Consider the following 20,260-nt stretch of genomic DNA (forward strand, 5'->3'; position numbering starts at 1 on the left):
GCCGCGTGGTCCGGTGAAGGTGTGGTGGCACCGCGAGATTCCCCTTCGCCCACACCTCCGGGGTTCGAGTTGACCAACGGAGGTGAAACAGCGATGCGCATTCTCAACCAGGAGATCCCCTCAGCAGTAGGCCAGACCGTCACGGTGGCCGGCTGGGTGCACCGAAGACGACGGCTCGCAGCCGTCAGCTTCCTGATTCTGCGGGACCGGTCCGGTCTGAGCCAGGTCGTCGTCAAGGGCTCGGAAGCCCAGGCCCAGCTGGACGAACTCGGCGAGGAGACGGTCGTCCAGGTGACCGGCAAGGTCACCGCCAACCCGCAGGCGCCGGGCGGGGCCGAGATCGTGGACCCGACCATCGAGCCGCTGACCGAACCGGCCCAGACGCCGCCGATCGAGCTGTGGCGGCCTACTGTCGGCGCGAGTCTGCCGGTCGTGCTGGACAACGCGCCGGTGGCCCTGCGGCATCCGGCTGTGCGCGCGCGCTGGGAGGTTGGCGCGGCCGCTCTGCACGGCTACCGGAGCACGCTCGACGGTCTCGGGTTCACGGAGATCCAGACACCCAAGATCGTCGGTACTGCGACCGAGTCCGGCGCGAACGTGTTCGCCCTGGACTACTTCGGTCGTCCCGCGTACCTGGCGCAGTCGCCGCAGTTCTACAAGCAGACGATGGTCGGGGTGTTCGAGCGCGTCTACGAGGTCGGCCCGGTCTTCCGGGCGGAGCCCCACGACACCGTCCGACACCTGGCCGAGTACGTCTCGCTCGACGCCGAGCTGGGCTTCATCAAGGACCACCGCGACGTTCTCGCCGTACTGCGGGACGTCGTGGCCGGGATGCTCGCGGCAGTGGGCTCGCGTGCTTCCGCAGCTCTTGAGCGGTTGGGCGTCGAACTACCGGAGATCCCGGCGGAGGTCCCGGTGCTCCACTTCAGCGAGGCCCTCAAGTTGGCCGGGGCGAACCCGGACGAGCCGGACTTGTCACCTGCCGACGAGCGGGCGATCGGGGAGTGGGCGTTGCGCGAGCACGGCAGTGCCTTCGTGGCGGTCGAGGGATACCCGATGGTGAAGCGGCCGTTCTACACGCATCCGCAGCCGTCGGACCCGCGCTGGTCCAACTCGTTCGACCTGTTGTTCAGGGGTGTCGAACTGGTCACCGGCGGGCAAAGGTTGCACCGCTACAGCGACTACGTGGCAGCCCTCGAAGCTCGCGGCGAATCACCCGACGCGGCGGCGTACAGCTCTTACCTGCAAGCGTTCAAGCACGGCATGCCGCCCCACGGCGGCTTCGCGATCGGCCTGGAGCGCTTCGTGGCCCGCCTCACCGGAGCCGAGAACGTCCGCGAGGTAGCCCTGTTTCCCCGCGACCTCCATCGCCTCACCCCCTGACAGACGTGATGTTCCTCCTCGGCGATAGTCCCCGCCGAGGAGGAACACCTGCTCAGCCCCTGCTGGGGTCCCAGGTCCGTCGAGTGGAAGCCCCGTGTCATCGACTGAAGCAACCGTGCCGCCGGCAATCGATTACCAGCGACACACTTCTCACACTCGACACAAACCAGGTGGGTTCCCATGCTCGGACCGGCGGCGGTGGGTGGCGGGCATGATGTGGGGATGGTGAGTGAGGTGGAGCGAGCCGTCCTGGCCGCGGTGGATGACGGGCGGATCGTCGCCGATCTGCGGGAACTGGTGCGGATCCCGAGCGTGGACGGGACCCCGGCCGAGAATGACGCGCAGGTCTGGTGCGCGCAGAGGCTGCGGGAGCTCGGGATGGAGGTCGACCACTGGCCGCTCGACCTGCCGGCGATCACCGCCGATCCGGAGTTCCCCGGCATGGAGGTCGAGCGGACGCAGGCATGGGGCTGCGTGGGAACGCTCGGGCGGGGCACCCCAGGGCTGATCCTCAACGGACACGTCGACGTCGTACCTGCGGGTGACCTGGCGCTCTGGCCGGACGGGGATCCGTTCTCGGCAACCGTGAGTGACGCAGTCATGTGGGGACGCGGGACGTGCGACATGAAGGGTGGCGTCGCCGCGATCATCGGTGCGATCGCCGCGATCGTTGCCTGCGGCATCACCCTGCGCAAGCCGCTGGCGGTGCACACGGTGGTCGGCGAGGAGGACGGCGGCGTGGGCGCGTTCGCAACCCTCGGCCGCGGGTATCACGGCGAGGCCTGTCTGATCGCGGAACCAACCGCCGGCGGCGTCATCCCTGCGAACGCCGGGTCGCTGACCTTCCGGCTGGAGATCGCCGGGCTCGCCACCCACGGTTCGACCCGCACTCGCGGCGTCAGCGCGATCGCGAAGTTCGAGCCGATCCACCAAGCCCTGCAGGCGTTGGAGATCGAGCGAAACCGCGATCCCCATCCGCTCCTCAAGCACCTCGAGCTGGCGAATCCCCTGTCGGTCGGGACGATCCGGGCCGGCGACTGGGCCAGCACCGTGCCCGATCTGCTGGTCGCGGAAGGCCGGTACGGCGTACGCCTGGGCGAGCCGGTTGCCGACGCTCGCCAGGCCTTCGAGCAAGCGATCGCCGAGGCCTGCGAGAAGGACGACTGGCTGCGCGATCACCCGGTGAAGATCACTTGGCCGGGCGGCGTATTCGCCTCCGGCCTGCTTCCCGAGGGCGATCCCCTGCTCGACGACACGCTCCAGGCAGCCACCGACGCCGGGGCGACCGCAGTACCGGAGGTCAAGGGCGGGCCGTACGGGTCGGACCTACGGCAGTACGCCGCGGCTGGGATTCCCACGCTGCAGTACGGCCCGGGCGACGTCCGCTATGCCCATGCAACCGACGAGCACGTCGCACTCGCCGAAGTCCTCCACTGCGCCCGCACCTACGCCCTCCTCGCCGTACGTCGCTGCGCCTGACCAGCAGCGGTAGACACTGCCGGCCTCCGACCCGAGGTGCTGGCAGTGGCGCGGCGGCAGTCAGTGCCGGCGTCGCGCGCGCATCGGCTGTGCGGGCGGTCACGAAGCTGATCGAGAGGCGGCGGCAGCCGGTGCCGGGGTGGCGCATGCATCCGCTGTGTGGGCGGTCAGCGAAGCTGATCGACAAGGCCGCCGAGGTTCGACGAGGAGGTCGGGCGGCCCCGCAACCCAACGGGACCGCCCTGCTCAGGTACCGCACGGTCTGAACCTGCTCAGGTTGGCCAGACCGCTGTGAGGCCGCCGTCGACCGTCAACGCCTGGCCGGTCACGTACCGTGCGGAGTCGGAAAGCAGGAAGAGCACGGCGTCAGCGACGTCAGCCGGCTGACCGACCCGGCCGAGCGGAATGCTCGGAGCTGACCGCTCGAGGCCGGCCGGACCGCCCGAGTTCACTGGGTCGAGCGACTGCGGTGATTCGATCACGCCAGGAAGCACCCCGTTGATCCGAATACCCCGAGGCCCCAGCTCGAGCGCCGCGCTCCGGATGAAGCCGATCAGCCCGGCCTTGGCGGACGTGTAGGGGGTGTGCCCGGCCCACCCGACCGCTCCCCCGGCGATGCTCGACACCACGACCACAGCTCCGTCCGCCGGAAGTGCGGACACGGAAGCCCGGACTGTCCGCATCACACCCGTCAGGTCGATGTCGAGGATCCGGTGCCAGTCCTCGTCCCGCAGGACGTCGAGAGGCGCCAACTTCAGCACGCCGGCATTGGCCACGACGGCATCCAGCCGACCGAACTCCGTGACCGTGGCTTGCACGGCCTCAGTCATCTCGTCGGTGTCGCGAACGTCGGCTTGCACCGTGACGGCCTTGCCGCCGGCGGCGGCGATCTCGTCGACCACCGCCGACGCGTCGTACGGATCGCCCTTGAAGGTGCCGACCGCGACCGCATAGCCGTCCGCCGCCGCGCGGATTGCCGTCGCTCGACCGATACCGCTGGCCGCACCTGTGACGAGGAGCGCCTTCACAGCATCACGTGTCCGCTGTTCGGGCCGAGTGTCTGGCCGGTGTAGAGGTTTCCGCCGGGTTCGCTCGCCAGCAGCACCGCCGTCGGGGCGACCTCGAAGGGCTCGCCGGAGCGGCCCAACGGCAGTTCGGCCATCAGCGACGTGATCCACTCGTCCGACAGAGTTCCGCCGAGTGGGGTGTTGATCGGTCCCGGGGCGATGCAGTTGGCCGTGATCCCGGTGCCGCCGACCTCACGCGCGAGGGAACGCGTGAAGCCGATGACGCCGGCCTTTGCGGCGGCATAGTGGGCCAGTCCGGCCCCGCCGCGCTGACCAACCTGTGAGGCGATGTTGATGATGCGGCCGAACCCGGCCTCGAGCATCGGTGGTAGCGCCGCACGCGAGCAGAGGAACACGCTGCGCAGGTTGACCGAGATCATCTCGTCGAACATCGCGGTCGACATGTCCAGGACGCGGGCCTCGGTGAGGATGCCCGCGTTGTTGACCACGACATCGACGGCGCCGAGCGCGTCGCGGGCCTCGGCGAACATCCGCTCCACGGCGGGCTCACTCGACACATCGGCCTGCACCGTCACCACGTCCTTGGCGAACGCAGCGCACCGCTCCCGGACAGCCTCCAGCGCCGGTCCGCCGGTGCGGTCGGCGAGACACAGCCGCGCCCCGGCCTCGGCGTACGCGAGGGCGATGGCGGCTCCGATGCCGCTGGCGGCTCCGGTCACCAGGGCGGTCAGTCCGTCCAAGGAGGCGATCGGTACGCCGGTGGTTCTGATGGGTTCCGCGGCGGTCACGCGCCCACCTCGCCGAAGATGCGGATCGTGTTGCCGCCGAGGATGAGCTCGGTCTCCGCGTCGGTGAAGTGCGCCAGGTCGACCCGTAGACGTTCGTAGGCCATGGTGAACATCGGCGCGGCTGTGGCGAACAGCAACCGCTCGGGGCCGAACGTCTTCACCACGCCCTCCAGGAAGTCCTCCCGGTACATGCCGCTGGTGTGCACATGGACGTTGGGGTTGCCCAGCGCCAGCTGGGCATCGAACTGGGACATCCCGGAGATGTTGAACTGGCCGCCGTTGGTCAGCACGAATGGGTGGTCAGGGGTCCATCGGGCAGCCGCGGCCAGCTGGAGCGGCTCGGCGAACAGATGGTAGCCAGCAGCAACCATGACCGGCACCGCCAGCTCGGCCGCGCACTCCACGATCGGCCGGACTCGAACGTCGTTGATCCGGAAGCGCTCCTCCGACGGATGCAGGAAGACGCCACGCGCACCAGCACCCACGGCACGCTGAACCTCGGCGACCGCGGCGTCGCCCTCCCACGGATCGACGCGGCACAACGGGATCAGGCGGCCGTCGGACTTGCCCACGGCCTCCGCCAGCGACTCGTTGGCCTCCGTGAAATCGCCGCGGTGGGGGTGCATCGGTGCTGCGATGGCCGCATCGGTGCCGACGGCGTCCATTCCTGCCAAGGCCGTGGAAGCGTCCAGCTGATAGCCGAAGTGAGAGGTTCCGAGAAAGAGAAGTCCGTCGACAGTCGTCATGCCGCCAACCTCAGCAGTGTCTCGGCGTTGCCACCCAGGACCAGACCGGCCGCTTGGTCACCGAGGGAAGAGATGACCACCTTCTGCTTCTCGAGCGCGGGCGAGCTGACCGGACCGTCGCTGCCGAAGACGACGCGCTCGGCTCCGATCCGCTCGACCGCGGTCCGGATCTTGTCCGGGTAGGGCATGGCGGAGGTCTCCAGGATGATGTTCGGCAACTCCTCGGCGACGTCGAGCGCCTCGTCGACGTGGAAGTAGCCGCCCATGTGGCCGAGGATGATGGTCGAGTCGGGGCAGGCGGCCGCGGCCTGGGCGATCGACAGCGGAGTACTCAACGGCTCGTCGCCACAGTGGAACAGGGTGGGGACGCCGAGTTCACCGGCGAGCCGGATCAGCTCGATCGTCGCGGCCCCGCCCGGGTGCTGCAACGTCGACACCGGGTGCAGTTTCAGTCCCTTGAAGCCCAGGTCGGTGACGGCCTGCTTCAGCAGTTGCTTCGAGGTTTCGAGGTGCGCCGGATTCAGCCGGACGAACCCGTAGAGCCGGTCGGGGAAGCGCTCGCAGGCCGCGGCGATCAGCTCGAGGCCCTGCGGGTTGAGGCCCGGCAGGTCGGTCAGCGTCATCACCGCCGACCGTTCGACGCCGGCCTCGTCCATCGCGCGAATACAGTCCTCCGCGGACATCTGCCAGGGCAGCGATGTCCCCTCCTCGATGTGCATGTGCATGTCGAAGATCATCTGCAATCCTCCATCATCGGTCCCTTTGTACTGCGCAAATCGGTCCCTTGTACTGCGCAATGCTGTCCCCGCCCGACCACCCCGGTCAGGCGGGGCGTTCTCGGTCAGGCCGGGGGCTCCGCCAGCACAGCCTCGGTCTCGTCCAGCGTGCGCTCGACCCAGCCGAGGTCGACCTGCCTGCCTCCGACCACGACATGAGCCGGCCGCCGCAGAACCTCCAGGCCGGCCCTCGGATCCTGCTCGGTGATCAGGAGATCGGCACGGGCGCCGACGGTCACGACGCCGACCCGCACGTCTTCGCCGACCCGGCCCACCAAGGTGCCGGCCGTCACCGTGCCTGCGCGCAGCGCCTCCGTCGTGCTCATGCCGCGCTCGACGTACATGATCAGTTCGTCGAGCAGGCCGCCGATCGGGTTGAAGGCTGTCCCCGCGTCCGTCCCGGCGGCGATCAGCACGCCTGCCGCGATCGCCTTGGCTGTGCTGGCCCGGTAGATTTCCCGCGCCTTCAGGCTCTTCTCGACCGTCGCCTTCGGGATGCCGATGCCGTCGGCGATCGGGTTCAGCGCGGTGACGGTCGGGACGAGGGTCACGCCGGCGGCGATCATCTGCTTGTAGTTCTCTTCATCCGCGAAGGCGGCGTGCTCGATCGTGTCGACGCCCGCCTCGATCGCGTTGGAGATGCCCTGCGGCGCATGGGCATGCGCCGCAACCAGGACACCGGCCTTGTGTGCTTCCTCGATGCCGGCTGCCAGCTCCGGTACGCCGAGCTGTGGCAGGCCGGGGTTGCCGGGCGAGGAGATCCCGCCCGTCGCCATCAGCTTCACGACGCCGGCACCGGCCGCCAGTTGCTCGCGGACGGCCAGCCTCACGTCGTCGGGACCGTCGGCGATCCGCCCGTAGTCCGCGCAGTGCCCGCCGGTCATCGTGATCGGCCGGCCCGCGGCGACGACGCGTGGCCCGAGCAGCTGACCCGAATTCACCTGCAGGGCGTAGTCCAGCGTCATCCGGTCCACCGAGCCGAGGTCGCGCACGGACGTGATGCCCGCCCGCAAGGCCAGCAGACCGTTGTGGAAACAGGTCATCGAGCGAACCAGAGGCGCGCGGTCCCAGTGCAGGAAAGGCGCCGGATGAGCCGCCAGGTCGAAGTGGACATGGCAGTCGATCAGCCCCGGGAGCACGAACGCTCCGTTCAGCTCCAGTTCGGGTGTGCCGTCCGCGGTCACCTGCTCGGACGTCACCTCGGTGATGATGCCGTCGCGGACCACCAGCGAGCCGAACGACTGCTCCCGGAGTTCATCACCCATCAGAGCGATCCCGTTCCTCAGGATCACATCGGCGGAGCTCATGCCGTCGCCTTCCTGTTGCCTGTGGCAACCATCCATTGATCGATCACGTCACTCGAGGCCGCGAGGTCGAAGCGATGGCGCATCAGCAGCATCGAGGCGTCGTGCTGGGCGCGGTCATCGCTGGCGACACAGTCCTCGACGATCACCACGTAGTAGTCGTTGAACAGGGCGTCGCGCGCGGTCGACTCGACGCAACCTTCCGTAGTACAGCCGCTGACGACCACGGTCTCGATGCCGTTGCTGCGCAGGAGCAGGTCGAGGCTGGTGCCCCAGAACCCGCTCGAACGCCACTTGGGCACCACCAGTTCGCCGTCGCGGGGCGTGAGTTCTGCGACGAACTCCCGCCCCGCGTCGCCCTGGAGGGTGTAGCGGAACGGCCCGGTGATGTCGTTCTGCCTCTGCAGGCGCAGACCGAACCGCAACTGCGCGGGCGACTCGCTCATCCCGTCGGGCAGCGTCGTCATCTGGACATGCACGACCAGGACCCCGGCGCTACGAGCCGCCGCCAGCAGCGCGGCGATCCGCGGCCGCACGGCCGGATACATGGTCATGTCCACGCCGAGCCGGTCGAACGCGAAGCCCGGCTCGACGAAGTCCCGCTGCATGTCGATGATCACCAGCGCCGCACGGGACGGGTCGACCAACTCGTCGAGCTCGGTGAGAACCTGCTTGCCGGCGACCTCGATCACGACCGGCGCCTCCTGACGTCGACGGCCGCCCTCACTGGAACTGCGCAGCGTGGTAGTAGGAGTAGCCGGTCGGGCCGAAGTGCACGTCGGCGAGGTTGGCGGCACCGGAGTACACCCCGCTGACGTTCCACAGCGGAAGGAAGATCGCGTCGTCCATCAGCGTGGTGGTGACCTTCTCGTACGCCGTCGTCCGCGCCGCCGCGTCCACGATCGTGTTCGCCTTGGGGATCGCGGCGTCGATCGCTGGGTTGCTGTAGTGCGCCCAGTTGAAGCCCGACTTGATCTGGCCGGTCGTCACCAGGTTGTTCAGCAGGAACGGGTCGACGTCGTAGTAGAAGATCGCCGACAGGTTCTGCACGCCCTGGTTGTACGACGCGGCCGCCGTGGTGAACGGCTGCGACTTGGTGGTCGAGGTGAAGCCGACCTCCTTGAGCGCGTTCACGACGTACTGCGTGGGCAGGTCGAACCCGTTCGCGCTCTGGATCAGGATGTCGAGGCTGAGCTTCTGGCCGCCCTTGCTGCGGGTGCCGTCCGGCCCGGCGACCCAGCCGGCCTCGTCCAGCAGGCTCTTCGCCTTGGCCGGGTTGTAGGCGTACATCGTGTCGTTGGCCTTGACGTAACCGGGCGTGGTCGGGGTGAGCACGTTGTAGGCCGGCGTGAAGGCACCCCGCAGTACGGACTCGTTGAGCTTCTTCTGGTCGACCGCGTAGAGGATGGCCTGGCGGACCTTGAGGTCGTTCGTCGGGCCCTTCTCGACGTTGATCGGGTAGCCGTAGGGCTGTCCGGTCGAGGGCATGTCGTAGTGCTTGAACTGGGCCGTCTTCTTGACCGTCGCGATCGTGTCGGGGTCGAGGTTCATCGCCATCTGGACCTGACCGCCGCGCAGCGCGTTGTAGCGGGCGTTGGTGTCCAGCAGGATCTTGAAGCTCAGCTTCTCCAGCTTGGCCGGGCCGGCCGGACCGAAGGCGGCCGGACCCCACTTGTAGTTCGGGTTCTTCTCCAGTCCGACGTGGTCCTGGGTCACGTAGTCGACGAACTTGAACGGACCCGTCCCGACCGGGTGGGACCCGATGGCGGTGCCGTACTTCTTCAGCGCCGCGGGCGACTGCATCCCGAAGATGATGCCCGTCATCTCGTGCTCGAAGGCGGCGTTGGGCTCGCTGAAGACCACCTGCGCCGTGTACTGGTCGACGACCACGGTCTCCTTGTACGGCCCGAGCGCCCCCTTGGCCGAGCGGGACTTGGTCGCGGGGTCGACGATGTGGTCGAACGTCGCCTTGACCGCGTTCGCGTCGAAGTGCGTGCCGTCGTGGAAGTCGACGTCGTCGCGCAACTTGAAGGTGTACGTCTTGGCGTCCTTGGACACCTGGTAGCTCTTGGCCACCCCCGGGTGGAAGACGTTCTTGCCCGAGCCGTCCGGCAGCCACCAGAACAACGGGTCGTAGATGTGCGCGATCATCATCGACGACATCGCCAGGCCCGTCGCGGCCGGGTCGAGGGAGTCCGGCTCCTGATAGATCCCGACGGTCAGGTTGCTCGTCTTGGCACCCGAACCCGAGCCGGATGCGTTGCCCGTGCAGGCGGCCAGCACAGAACTGCCGCCGAGCGCGAGCAGCCCGGCCGCACCCGCCTTCAGCAGACTGCGACGGCTGAAGAACGCCGGTTCTTCCGAGCGCACGGCGGGTGAATAGGTCGGTTCGAGGCTCACGATGAACTCCTTCTGTTTTCCGGATCTACTGTTTGCGCTCCCAGCCGCTCGAGCGACCTGATGGCCAGCTCGGCGTGGAGCAGTGCGCCCCGAGTCATCACCCGATCGTCGAACCGCGCCAGCGGACTGTGGTTGCTCGGCGCGTTCGCGAAATCCTCTGAAATCGATGCCCCGAGCATCATGTAGCTGCCGGGGACGGCCTGCAGGACCCGGGAGAAGTCCTCCGATCCCGGCTCCGGGAACTCCATCGGCAGGAACTCGTCCTCGCCGAACACCTCGGTGACCACGTCCGCGACGAACCCCGCGTGGAACGGGTCGTTGACGGTCGCGGGGTACTCCCGCAGATACTCCACGTCGACCTCCACCCCGTGCGCCAGCGCGACGCCCTCGCACACCGCGGTCAGCAGCGGGCCGATCGCGTCGCCGGTGGCGGCCGAGAAGGTGCGGACCGTCGCCTGAAAGTTCGCGGTGTCCGGAATGACGTTGCTGGCGATGCCACCGGCGACCGCCCCGACCGTGACGACGACCGGGTCGAAGATGTCGAACCGCCGGGTCACCATGGTCTGCAGCGAGGTGATCATCTCGGCGGCCGCCGCGATCGGATCCCGGCCCAGATGCGGCGACGAACCGTGGCCACCACGCCCGCGCACGACCACCTTGAGCTTGCTGCTCGAAGACATCATCGTGTTGCCCCGGGTGGTGAAGATCCCGTTCGGTGTCTTGTTCGAGCGCACATGCATGCCGTACGCCGCACTCACGTGCGGGCCCGCGGCTGTCAGGACGCCCTCACTGATCATCGCGCCTGCGCCGTCCCAGCCCTCCTCGCCCGGCTGGAACATGAACACGATGTCGCCGGCGAGGTCGGCGCGCCGCTCGGAGAGCAACCGCGCGGCACCGACGAGCATCGCCATGTGCAGGTCGTGACCGCACGCGTGCATGGCACCGTCGATCTCGCTGGTGAACGGCTCGCCGCTGCGTTCCTGCACCGGCAGCGCGTCCATGTCGGCGCGGAGCAGCACCGCCGTGCCGGTACTGCGGCCGCCGCGGAGCACGCCGGTGATGGAGGTGACACTCTCGCCGAGCGTGATCTCGAGGCCGAGACCCGAGAGCGCCTCCAGCAGCGCCTCCTGGGTCCAGGGCAGCTGCAGCCCGATCTCCGGAGCGCGGTGCAGCCGGTGCCTCAGAGCGGTCATCTCCGGGCCCAGCTCCGCGACGTCCGAATGAAGTGTGCTGCTGATCGTCATGCATTTCTCCTTGCTTGGTGCAGTTGGCCTCAAGCTAAGATCACGTCTGTTACGTTGTCATTTCGTGTTTGATTTCATTCAAGACCGCCCGTCGACTGAAGGAATCCACCATTCTCACCAATGACGACCGGGAGCTCATCGGAGCCCTCCAGGCCGGCCCGCGAGCGCCGTGGACGGACATCGGCGAAGCCCTCGGGGTCAGTGGTGTCACGGCCGCCCGCCGCTGGGAGCGAATCAGCGCGACCGGTGTCGCCTGGGTGACAGCGGCGCCGGGCATGAGCCGGCGCACCGAGCAGTGCGTCGCGTACGTCGAGGTCGAGTGCATGCCAGGCAGACGCAAGGAGGTCGCGGCCGAGCTGGCCAGGCACGATCTCGTCGTGACGGTGGAGATCACCACCGGCACCGCGGACATCCTGCTCACCATCGCCGCGGCGAACCTGATGACGCTGTCGCACTACCTGCTGGACCATCTGGGCGGCATGGAAAGTGTGCTGCGGACCAGGGCGCGAATCGCTACCAAGATCTACACCGAGGGGTCTAGATGGCGTCTCCTCGACCTTCCCGAGGACACGCTGAACAGGCTCGAGAGGTTGCGCCCCGAGCCTGAGCCGGACCGGCCCGACGAGGCCGTGTCGATGACTCCAGACGTGCAGCGGGTGGCGGGTCTGCTGACAGTCAACGGACGAGCGTCGTACGCCGAACTGTCGGCCGAGACGGGGCTCAGCCCCACCACGGTGCGACGGCATGTCAGCAAGCTCCTGGGCAGCGGCATGCTGGTGCCCCGCACGGACGTGGCCGCGGAGCTCTCGGGGTCACCGGTGCAGGTGTACCTGTGGGCCGACGCGCCGGTTGACGGGCTGCCCGCGACGGCACGCACGATCTCGCAGATCCGCCAGGTTCGACTGTGCACGACTGTCTCTTCCGCGCCGAGCATGTTGCTCTGCGCCTGGCTGCACACCGTCGAGGAGGTGCATCGGCTCGAGCTGGCGATCGCGAACCGGCTTCCCCAGGTCCGCATCGTCGACCGGCTGGTGGTGCTGCGGACGGTCAAGCGGATGGGCCGTCTGCTCGACAGCCACGGGCGTGCCGTCGGGGTGGTGCCGATCAACATCTGGGACGACACGTTGGATCACCCGGCCCGCCCCGGCCCGATCGAATCGGCTTTCCCTACACCCCCGTGAAGAGATCCGCCAAATCGGAGACGTGTCAGCCGGTCGTGATTCGTCCGAAACGCCGCCGTAAGCGCCGCTCCCGCCCAGCGTGAAATCTGGACGTGACAATGGAGGGATACAAAATTCACCATGTCCTTCGTACTCCGCCGCCTGCTCGCCTCGATCCCCGTGATCATCGGCGTCACGATCATCGCGTTCCTGCTGATCCACCTGGTCCCCGGCGATCCGGCGCAGACCATGCTGTTCGGCTCGAACGCGACCCCGGAGCAGATCGATGAGCTCCGCAACCAGCTCGGGCTGACCCAGCCACTGTGGCAGCAGTACCTGGACTTCTTCGGTCAGCTCCTGCACGGCGACCTGGGAACGTCCTACGTCACGCACAACTCGGTGGCCTACGAGCTCGTCTCCCGCGCGCCGAGCACGCTCGCGCTGACCGGTACGGCGATGTTGGTGGCCGTCGTGGTCGGCGTACCGCTCGGCCTCGTGGCCGGTGTCCGGCCCAACTCGGTGCTGGACAACATCGCCCGGTTCGTGTCGTTCGTCGGCGTCGCGATCCCGTACTTCTTCCTGGCCCTGCTGCTGGTGCTCGCATTCGCCTTTCAGCTCAACTGGCTGCCCGCGATCGACAACGGCGCCCCGAGCGGAATCATCCTGCCGGCCATCTCGCTCGGCTGGGGGTACGCCGCGATCCTCACCCGGCTGATCCGCGGCCGGGTGATCGACGAGTACCGCAGTGACTACGTGAAATCGGCCCGGGGCCGGGGCTGCTCGGAGCTGCGGGTGCTGCTGGCACACGTGTTCCGCAACTCCTCGATCCCGGCGGTCACCATGATCGGCCTGCAGTTCGGAAACATCCTCACCGGCGCCGCGGTGACCGAGGTGATCTTCGGCCGGGCCGGCGTGGGCAGCTTCCTGGCCACCTCGATCACCACGAAGAACATCCCGGTCGTGCAGGGAGCGATCGTGCTGATCGGCATCAGCTACATCCTCATCAACCTGGTGGTCGACCTGGTCGTCGGTGCGATCGACCCGCGCACCCAACTGAGCGGAGCGTCGGCATGACCTCGAGAATTCGCAGCCGGTACGGCCGGTTGGTGACGTCGGTGCTGATGACCGTCATCCTGCTGGTCTTCCTGCTGCTGCTCGTGCACCCCGGCCTGTTCGCGCACACCAGTCCGCTGGACAACGGTGACAGCCCGATGTCCTCGCCGGGAGGCGCGCACATCTTCGGCACCGATCAGCTGGGACGTGACATCTACAGCCGGGTGATCTTCGGCGCCCGCCCGGTGCTGGCCGCCAGCCTCGGTGGGGTACTGCTCGCGATGCTCGCGGGCGTCGCCATCGGTCTGATCGGCGGCACCGCGCCAAGGACCGTGAGCGTGGTGGTGATGCGCATCGTCGACGTCCTGCTCGCCCTTCCGGTGCTGCTGATCGCGCTGATCCTGATCGCGACCATCGGCGCCGGCGTGAAGAGCATCATCTTCGCCCTCGGCGTCGCCTACACGCCGGGATTCGCCCGGGTGGTTGAGGCATCGGTCCGCAAGTTGCGCTCGATCGAGTACGTCCAGGCCGCCAGGATGTTCGGCTCCAGCGGGCTGCGGACGGCGGTGCGGCATCTGCTGCCCAACTTGGTCACCGAGGTCGTGGTGATGGCCAGCAGCGCGGTCGGCTGGGCCGTCCTGACCGCCACGACGCTGAGCTTCCTCGGCCTCGGAGTACAACTGCCGAACCCGGACTGGGGCAGCGACCTCGCCGCCGGCGCCACCAGCCTGTCCACCGCGTGGTGGCTGTCCACCTTCCCAGGGCTTGCGATCACGGCGACCATCCTGGTCTCCAACTTCGCCGGCGACTGGGTGATGACGCTGCTCGACCCGAGCGGGGGACGGACGTGGACGAGATTCCGCGCCCTCGGTGGGCTCCGGACCAGCCTGCCCGGCCCCGCGGTCGGCACTGTCGTACCCACCATCACTCCCACCGTGGCCAACGAGGAGACCGCATGAGCACCACTTCCCCCGCCACCGCGGCGCCGAGTTCGCAGTACGGCGAGACCGTGCTGAGCATCCGCGACCTGCAGGTCGAGATCCGCACCCACAACGGCGTGGTCCGGCCGGTGGACGGTGTGACGCTTTCCGTGCGGGCCGGCGAAACCGTCGGCCTGGTGGGCGAGTCGGGATCGGGCAAGACGATGACCGGGATGTCGGTGCTTCAACTGCTGCCGCCCGGCGGTTCGGTCGTCGGCGGCTCCATCGAGTTCGATGGTCGCGAGCTGACCACCATGACGGCGCCCGAGCTCCGCCGGCTGCGCGGCAACGACATCGCTGTCGTCTTCCAGGACCCGATGACGTCGCTGAACCCGACCCGCACGATCGGCAGCCAGCTGCGCGAGGCGTACCGCATCCATCGCCCGGGGACCTCGGTCGCCGAGGCCAACCGCCGCGCCGAGGAGGTGCTCTCGCTGGTCCGGATGCCGCGGCCGAAGGAGCGTCTGCGGGACTACCCGCACCAGCTGTCCGGCGGGATGCGGCAGCGGGCCATGATCGCCATCGCGCTGCTGTGCGAACCACGGCTGCTGATCGCCGACGAGCCGACCACGGCGCTCGACGTCTCCATCCAGGCCCAGATCCTCGAACTGCTGGACGAGCTCAAGACCCGCCTCGGGATGAGCATCATCCTCGTCACCCACGACCTGGGCGTCATCGCCGGCCATGCCGACAAGGTCGCGGTCATGTACGGCGGTCGCATCGTCGAGGAGGCACCGACCGCCGACCTGTTCGCCGCGCCACGGCACCGGTACACGCAGGCGCTGTTCGAGTCGATGCCGACGATGGAGCTCGACTCGAACCGGGCGCTGGCCTCGATCCCGGGTCTGCCCCCGCAGCTGATCGACCTGCCGCCGATGTGCCGCTTCGCGCCGCGGTGCCGGTTCGCGAGCGATGCCTGCCGGACCGAGAACCCCGAGTCGATCGAGGTGGCTCCCGGTCACACCCACGCCTGCTTCCACCCGCGGCCGGTGGACATCGACGGCGCCGAGGACGAGCACCTCTACGCCGAGCTCCGCGAGGAGGACCTGGCGCCGCGCGGCGGGACGGGCCGGACCCTGGTGACACTCGACCAGGTCGAGAAGCAGTACCGGATCAAGAACCCCCAGATGTTCAAGCCCCGCCGGATCCTGCATGCGGTCTCGAAGGTCAGCCTGGACGTGATCGAGGGCGAGACGCTCGGAATCGTCGGCGAGTCCGGCTCGGGCAAGACGACGGTCGGGCGCATGCTCGTCGGTCTCGAGACGCCGACCAGTGGCGCGGTCATGTTCGACGGCCGGGACATCAGCCGGCTGACCCCCTCGGGCAAGCGGTCCCGCAGCAGCGACCTGCAGCTGATGTTCCAAGACTCCGCGGCCGCCCTCGACCCGCGGATGAACGTCGCCGACCTGATCGCCGAGCCGCTCGCCGCCCAGCACATCGGCAGCCGCAGCGAGCGCCGCGCCAAGGTGATGGAGCTGATCGACGCCGTCGGTCTGCCGCGGACTGCGGCCGTGCGCCGCGCCTACGAGTTCTCCGGCGGCCAGCGCCAGCGGATCGCGATGGCCCGGGCTCTCGTACTCCGGCCGAAGGTGGTGGTCGCCGATGAGCCGGTCTCCGCGCTCGACGTCTCCATCCAGGCCCAGATCCTCAACCTGATGCGCTCGCTGCAGGCGGCCTTCTCCCTCACCTATGTGGTCATCTCGCACGACCTGTCGCTGCTGAGGTACCTCTCGGACCGGATCGGCGTCATGTACCTGGGCAAGCTGGTCGAGCTCGGACCCAGCGCCGAGGTCTACGCGGCTCCCCGGCATCCCTACACAGCTGGTCTGATCGCTTCCGTGCCCATCCCCGACCCGGGACTGCGCGACCAGAAGCAGAAGGCCGGCCTGGCGGGCGAGATCGCCTCCGCGATCGACCCGCCGAGCGGATGCCGTTTCCGGACCCGCTGTCCGCTGGCGACAGAGCTCTGCGCCCGCGAAGAGCCGGCACTGGTACTGCGGGACGGTCCGCACGCCGTGGCCTGTCACTACCCGCTGACCACCGACGGTCCGGCGAAGGAATAGGCCTGCCTGGAACGAGGTTGCCATTGGCATGCGTATTGATATCTGGTCCGATGTGGTCTGCCCCTGGTGCTACATCGGGAAGCGTCGGCTGGAGCAGGCTCTGGCCGAATCGGGCGAGCAGCCCGAGATCACCTGGCACAGCTTCCAGCTCGACCCGTCGGCGACCAACGACGACCCCCGGGGCCTGGCCGAGCGCCTCGGCGAGAAGTTCGGCCGCGGCCGGGAGTTCGGCATCCAGGCCAACGAGCACGTCACCGGCATCGCCGCGGAGGTCGGGCTGGAGTTCCACCTCGACGAGGCCAAGTCGGCCAACACCGTCGACGCCCACCGCGTGCTGCACCTGGCCCGCGAGCTGGCCGAGTCCGGCGAGCTCCCCGCGGACACCCAGGGCCGCCTCAAGGAGCGCTTCCTGAAGGCCTACTTCAGCGACGGCCTCCCGGTCGGCGACCACGCGACCCTGACCCGCCTGGCGGTCGAGGTCGGCCTGCCCGAGGAGCGAGTCAGCGAGGTCCTGACCGGTACGGCGTACGAGGCTGAGGTGGCCGACGACCAGGCCCAGGCGCTCGCGTACGGCGCGAACGGGGTGCCGTTCTTCGTCATCGACGAGAAGTACGGCGTGAGCGGGGCTCAGCCGGTCGAGGTGTTCCAGGAGGCGATCCGCCGGGCGAACGCCGATCGGCAGCCGGTCACCCTGATCACCAGCCCGGGTTCCTCCGACGGTGACGTCTGCGGGCCTGACGGCTGCCCGATCTAGGGTTAGGTACAGGACACACGGGGCACAGGGTGTGCCGCAGACGTTGCCGGACGAGGTAAGAAGGAGCCATGACTGTCGTGCGTGCACTGGCCAGGCCGTTGCTGTCGACCATCTTCGTCGTCCAGGGCGCCAAGGCGCTCAGGGACCCGGAGCCGCATGTAGCGAAGGCGCAGCCGGTGGCGGATCGCCTCGTCCCGCTGGTCAAGAAAGTCACCCCGGCCCAGGTCGGTGACCGGATCCCCGACAGGACGGTGAACCTCGTCCGCCTGAACGGGCTCGCCCAGGTGGTCGGAGGTCTCGCCCTGGCCAGCGGCAAGGGCCGCCGCCTCGGTGCGGTGGTGCTGGCGGGTTCGCTGGTTCCGACGACGCTGGCGGGTCACTCGTTCTGGCAGGAGACCGACAAGGCGGTCCGGGCGGCCCAGAAGGTCCAGTTCATGAAGAACCTCGGCCTGATGGGTGGCCTGCTGCTCGCCGCAGTGGACACCGAGGGCAAGCCGGGCGTCGCCTGGCGCGCCACGCACGGCGCGAAGGCCGCCAAGCGGGAAACCAAGCGCGCCGGCAAGCTGGCGAAGCGCGAGACCAAGCATTTCGCGAAGACCGCCCGCCGCGAGGCGCGGATGGCGGCCCGCCTCGCCAAGTCCGAACTCCCGTTCACCTGACCTCCCTATGGCCTGACCTCCCCGCGACCTTCGGCTGACCCCGAAGGCTCGAGGATCCGGTCGTTGTCCACAGCTTCTGAGGCTTGGAAGGCGACGGCGGCTCCGCCCGATAGGCTCATCGCTAGACACCACGGACGGCGAGGAGCGAGATGGGCACGTCAGAAGGTTGGCCGGCACCGCGGCCGGAGGGCGCGGTCAACGGGCGGGTCACCGTGCCCGGCTCGAAGTCGATCAGCAACCGCGCGCTCATCCTGGCCGCGATCTCGGACGGCCCTTCCACGCTTTCCGGCCTCCTCGCCGCCCGTGACACCTCGCTGATGCGGTCCGCGCTGGTGTCGCTCGGCGTCGGCATCACCGAGAAGGACGGCCTCGTCACCGTGACGCCCGGCTCCCTCAAGGGTCCGGCGAACGTCGACTGCGGCCTGGCGGGCACGGTGATGCGGTTCGTGCCGCCGGTGGCCGCGCTGGCCGACGGCGTCGTCTCCTTCGACGGCGACTCCTACGCCCGGGAGCGCCCGATGGATGTCATCCTCGGCGCCCTGCGCACCCTCGGCGTGCAGATCGACGACCAGGGCACCGGACGGATGCCGTACGCCGTCAACGGGTCCGGGTCGGTCCGCGGCGGCAAGGTGACCCTCGACGCGTCCGGCTCGAGCCAATTCGTCTCGGCCCTGCTGCTCGCCGGCGCCCGGTACGACGAAGGGGTGGACATCCGGCACGACGGCAAGCCGGTGCCGTCCCAGCCGCACCTGGACATGTCCGTCGCGATGTTGCGCGAGCGGGGCGTCCAGGTCGACGACAGCGAGCCGAACCGCTGGGTCGTTGCCCCCGGCCCCCTCCGCGCGGTCGACACGGCGATCGAGCCGGACCTGTCCAACGCCGCCCCGTTCCTGGCGGCCGCCGTGATCACCGGCGGCTCCGTCACAGTCACGGGGTGGCCGACCGAGACCACGCAGCCTGGTGCCCAGCTCGGGGACATCTTCACCCGCTTCGGCGCGGAGGTCAGCCTTGATGCGCAGGGCCTCACCGTGCGCGGGACCGGCCTGGTCCAGGGCGTCGACCTTGACCTGAGCGAGGTCGGTGAACTCTCGCCGGTGATCGCCGCTGTCGCCGCGCTCGCGGACGGCCCGTCGTACCTGCGAGGGATAGCGCACCTGCGCAACCACGAGACGGACCGGCTGGCCGCGCTGGAGACCGAGTTCAACGCGCTCGGCGGCGATGTCAACCAGACCGCGGACGGCCTCGAGATCCGCCCGAAACCCTTGCACGGTGGGCTTTTCGGCACGTACCACGATCATCGGATGGCGCACGCGGCGGCTGTTCTCGGGCTCGCCGTGGACGGCGTGGAGATCGAGAACATCGCGACCACGGCCAAGACCATGCCGCAGTTCCCGGACCTCTGGTCGGCGCTGGTCGGCTGATGTCGCGGTACGACGAGGAAGCCAAGTACGACCGGCCCAAGCGCCGGACCCGGCCGCGGACGAAGGACCGGCCGGCGTACGACGACGCTGTCACCGGGTTTGTGATCACCCGGGACCGCGGCAGGTACACCTGCTGGGTCGGCGAGGGGGACCGCGTCGTGACCGCGATGAAGGCGCGCCAACTCGGCCGCAAGGGCGTCATCGTCGGCGACCGGGTCAAGCTGGACGGCGATGCCAGCGGCGCCGAGGGCACGCTGGCCCGGATCGTCGACGTACTCCCCCGCGAGACGCTCTTGCGCCGCTCGGCCGATGACGACGACCCGATCGAACGTCCCCTGGTCGCGAACGCGGACCAACTCGTCATCGTGGTCGCGGTGGCGAACCCCGAACCACGCACCCGGCTGATCGACCGCTTCCTCGTCGCGGCCTACGACGCCGGCATGCGGCCGCTGCTCTGCCTCACCAAGACCGATCTCGCGGACCCGGATCCGCTGCTGTCGATCTACCGGCCGCTTGGGGTGGAGTCCGTGGCCACCCGGCGGGACGGCGATCTCGGCGAACTGATGGAACAGCTCCGCGATCGGACGAGCGTGCTGGTCGGGCACTCGGGCGTCGGCAAGTCGACGCTGGTGAACGCGTTGGTGCCGGGGACCAACCGGGCGATCGGGGTCGTGAACGACAACACCGGCCGGGGCCGCCATACGTCGGTCAGTGCTCTGCTGCTCCGGCTGCCGCAGGGCGGATGGATCGTGGACACCCCGGGCATCCGGTCGTTCGGCCTGGCGCATGTCCAGCCGGACCAGTTGATTAACGCGTTCGGCGACCTGGCCGAGGAGGCCCGCAACTGCCCGCGAGGCTGCACCCACTCCGAATCCGAGCCGAACTGCGCTCTGGACGAGGCAGTCGCCGAGGGTCGCGTCGACGCCGAGCGGGTCGCCTCGTTCCGCCGTCTGCTCGCAAGCCGCGAGGGCCGTGACATGGAGACCGCGTAACTGGGACTACTTGGCTGGGACTCCTTGGCT

General features: G+C 68.8%; 18 protein-coding genes. 10 read left to right on the plus strand and 8 right to left on the minus strand.

Annotated elements, in window-relative coordinates:
* The first annotated feature begins 93 nt into the window (after window positions 1–93).
* Together aspS and ABD210_RS27860 are read left to right on the plus strand one after the other, a co-directional pair.
* On the plus strand, window positions 94–1,383 hold the full coding sequence (aspS, locus tag ABD210_RS27855) for an aspartate--tRNA(Asn) ligase (protein ID WP_344115351.1): 1,290 nt from the start codon (window positions 94–96) through the stop codon (window positions 1,381–1,383).
* A 222-nt stretch (window positions 1,384–1,605) separates the two neighbouring features.
* Window positions 1,606–2,862 carry an ArgE/DapE family deacylase gene (locus tag ABD210_RS27860; protein ID WP_344115353.1) on the plus strand — a complete coding sequence of 419 codons (1,257 nt, stop codon included), beginning with the start codon at window positions 1,606–1,608 and terminating at the stop codon, window positions 2,860–2,862.
* Between the two features lie 272 nt (window positions 2,863–3,134).
* Here ABD210_RS27860 and ABD210_RS27865 read toward each other — a convergent pair whose 3' ends face one another.
* The 8 genes from ABD210_RS27865 to ABD210_RS27900 form a co-directional block, all read right to left on the minus strand.
* Entirely contained in the window at window positions 3,135–3,890 is a 756-nt protein-coding gene (locus ABD210_RS27865) for an SDR family NAD(P)-dependent oxidoreductase (RefSeq protein ID WP_344115355.1), read from the minus strand.
* Entirely contained in the window at window positions 3,887–4,678 is a 792-nt protein-coding gene (locus ABD210_RS27870; RefSeq protein WP_344115357.1) for an SDR family oxidoreductase, read from the minus strand. The genes ABD210_RS27865 and ABD210_RS27870 overlap by 4 nt, the downstream gene beginning before the upstream one ends.
* Window positions 4,675–5,424 (minus strand): amidohydrolase family protein, encoded by a 750-nt coding sequence (locus ABD210_RS27875; RefSeq protein ID WP_344115359.1) that lies wholly within the window; start codon window positions 5,422–5,424, stop codon window positions 4,675–4,677. The genes ABD210_RS27870 and ABD210_RS27875 overlap by 4 nt, the downstream gene beginning before the upstream one ends.
* On the minus strand, window positions 5,421–6,161 hold the full coding sequence (locus ABD210_RS27880) for an amidohydrolase family protein (RefSeq protein ID WP_344115361.1): 741 nt from the start codon (window positions 6,159–6,161) through the stop codon (window positions 5,421–5,423). Before ABD210_RS27880 ends, ABD210_RS27875 begins: the two co-directional genes overlap by 4 nt.
* Window positions 6,162–6,265: 104 nt before the next feature.
* Window positions 6,266–7,507: a metal-dependent hydrolase family protein gene (locus tag ABD210_RS27885; protein ID WP_344115363.1), complete on the minus strand. Its 1,242-nt coding sequence runs from the start codon at window positions 7,505–7,507 to the stop codon at window positions 6,266–6,268.
* Entirely contained in the window at window positions 7,504–8,196 is a 693-nt protein-coding gene (locus ABD210_RS27890; protein ID WP_344115364.1) for a cysteine hydrolase family protein, read from the minus strand. Before ABD210_RS27890 ends, ABD210_RS27885 begins: the two co-directional genes overlap by 4 nt.
* Window positions 8,197–8,227: 31 nt before the next feature.
* Entirely contained in the window at window positions 8,228–9,904 is a 1,677-nt protein-coding gene (locus ABD210_RS27895) for an ABC transporter substrate-binding protein (RefSeq protein WP_344115366.1), read from the minus strand.
* Window positions 9,901–11,148 (minus strand): M20 metallopeptidase family protein, encoded by a 1,248-nt coding sequence (locus tag ABD210_RS27900; RefSeq protein WP_344115368.1) that lies wholly within the window; start codon window positions 11,146–11,148, stop codon window positions 9,901–9,903. Before ABD210_RS27900 ends, ABD210_RS27895 begins: the two co-directional genes overlap by 4 nt.
* Window positions 11,149–11,216: 68 nt before the next feature.
* On the opposite strand from ABD210_RS27900, the gene ABD210_RS27905 reads away from it, so the two are divergent.
* The 8 genes from ABD210_RS27905 to rsgA all read left to right on the plus strand — a co-directional run bounded on the left by ABD210_RS27905 (window position 11,217) and on the right by rsgA (window position 20,230).
* Window positions 11,217–12,329, plus strand: coding sequence for an Lrp/AsnC family transcriptional regulator (locus tag ABD210_RS27905; protein ID WP_344115370.1), 1,113 nt, complete (start codon window positions 11,217–11,219; stop codon window positions 12,327–12,329).
* Window positions 12,330–12,449: 120 nt separating this feature from the next.
* Window positions 12,450–13,382, plus strand: coding sequence for an ABC transporter permease (locus tag ABD210_RS27910; protein WP_344115371.1), 933 nt, complete (start codon window positions 12,450–12,452; stop codon window positions 13,380–13,382).
* Window positions 13,379–14,320, plus strand: coding sequence for an ABC transporter permease (locus tag ABD210_RS27915; protein WP_344115373.1), 942 nt, complete (start codon window positions 13,379–13,381; stop codon window positions 14,318–14,320). The genes ABD210_RS27910 and ABD210_RS27915 overlap by 4 nt, the downstream gene beginning before the upstream one ends.
* Window positions 14,317–16,404 carry a dipeptide ABC transporter ATP-binding protein gene (locus tag ABD210_RS27920; RefSeq protein WP_344115374.1) on the plus strand — a complete coding sequence of 696 codons (2,088 nt, stop codon included), beginning with the start codon at window positions 14,317–14,319 and terminating at the stop codon, window positions 16,402–16,404. Before ABD210_RS27915 ends, ABD210_RS27920 begins: the two co-directional genes overlap by 4 nt.
* 28 nt (window positions 16,405–16,432) lie before the next feature.
* Window positions 16,433–17,158, plus strand: a complete 726-nt coding sequence (locus tag ABD210_RS27925) for a DsbA family oxidoreductase (RefSeq protein ID WP_344115376.1) — start codon at window positions 16,433–16,435, stop codon at window positions 17,156–17,158.
* A gap of 68 nt (window positions 17,159–17,226) precedes the next feature.
* Window positions 17,227–17,817 (plus strand): DoxX family protein, encoded by a 591-nt coding sequence (locus ABD210_RS27930; protein ID WP_344115379.1) that lies wholly within the window; start codon window positions 17,227–17,229, stop codon window positions 17,815–17,817.
* A 149-nt stretch (window positions 17,818–17,966) separates the two neighbouring features.
* Entirely contained in the window at window positions 17,967–19,238 is a 1,272-nt protein-coding gene (gene aroA, locus ABD210_RS27935; RefSeq protein WP_344115381.1) for a 3-phosphoshikimate 1-carboxyvinyltransferase, read from the plus strand.
* On the plus strand, window positions 19,238–20,230 hold the full coding sequence (gene rsgA, locus ABD210_RS27940; RefSeq protein ID WP_344115382.1) for a ribosome small subunit-dependent GTPase A: 993 nt from the start codon (window positions 19,238–19,240) through the stop codon (window positions 20,228–20,230). The genes aroA and rsgA overlap by 1 nt, the downstream gene beginning before the upstream one ends.
* The last annotated feature ends 30 nt before the right edge of the window (window positions 20,231–20,260 follow it).

Origin of the sequence: Kribbella alba (assembly GCF_039529635.1) — a bacterium.
Classification (GTDB): domain Bacteria; phylum Actinomycetota; class Actinomycetes; order Propionibacteriales; family Kribbellaceae; genus Kribbella; species Kribbella alba.

Excerpts from the sequence above, each read along its gene's own strand:
- aspS (WP_344115351.1), top strand. The coding sequence starts at position 94 with ATGCGCATTCTCAACCAGGAGATCCCCTCAGCAGTAGGCCAGACCGTC.
- ABD210_RS27860 (WP_344115353.1), top strand. The coding sequence starts at position 1,606 with ATGGTGAGTGAGGTGGAGCGAGCCGTCCTGGCCGCGGTGGATGACGGG.
- ABD210_RS27875 (WP_344115359.1), bottom strand. The coding sequence starts at position 5,424 with ATGACGACTGTCGACGGACTTCTCTTTCTCGGAACCTCTCACTTCGGC.
- ABD210_RS27880 (WP_344115361.1), bottom strand. The coding sequence starts at position 6,161 with ATGATCTTCGACATGCACATGCACATCGAGGAGGGGACATCGCTGCCC.
- ABD210_RS27885 (WP_344115363.1), bottom strand. The coding sequence starts at position 7,507 with ATGAGCTCCGCCGATGTGATCCTGAGGAACGGGATCGCTCTGATGGGT.
- ABD210_RS27900 (WP_344115368.1), bottom strand. The coding sequence starts at position 11,148 with ATGACGATCAGCAGCACACTTCATTCGGACGTCGCGGAGCTGGGCCCG.
- ABD210_RS27910 (WP_344115371.1), top strand. The coding sequence starts at position 12,450 with ATGTCCTTCGTACTCCGCCGCCTGCTCGCCTCGATCCCCGTGATCATC.
- ABD210_RS27915 (WP_344115373.1), top strand. The coding sequence starts at position 13,379 with ATGACCTCGAGAATTCGCAGCCGGTACGGCCGGTTGGTGACGTCGGTG.
- ABD210_RS27920 (WP_344115374.1), top strand. The coding sequence starts at position 14,317 with ATGAGCACCACTTCCCCCGCCACCGCGGCGCCGAGTTCGCAGTACGGC.
- ABD210_RS27925 (WP_344115376.1), top strand. The coding sequence starts at position 16,433 with ATGCGTATTGATATCTGGTCCGATGTGGTCTGCCCCTGGTGCTACATC.
- ABD210_RS27930 (WP_344115379.1), top strand. The coding sequence starts at position 17,227 with ATGACTGTCGTGCGTGCACTGGCCAGGCCGTTGCTGTCGACCATCTTC.
- aroA (WP_344115381.1), top strand. The coding sequence starts at position 17,967 with ATGGGCACGTCAGAAGGTTGGCCGGCACCGCGGCCGGAGGGCGCGGTC.
- rsgA (WP_344115382.1), top strand. The coding sequence starts at position 19,238 with ATGTCGCGGTACGACGAGGAAGCCAAGTACGACCGGCCCAAGCGCCGG.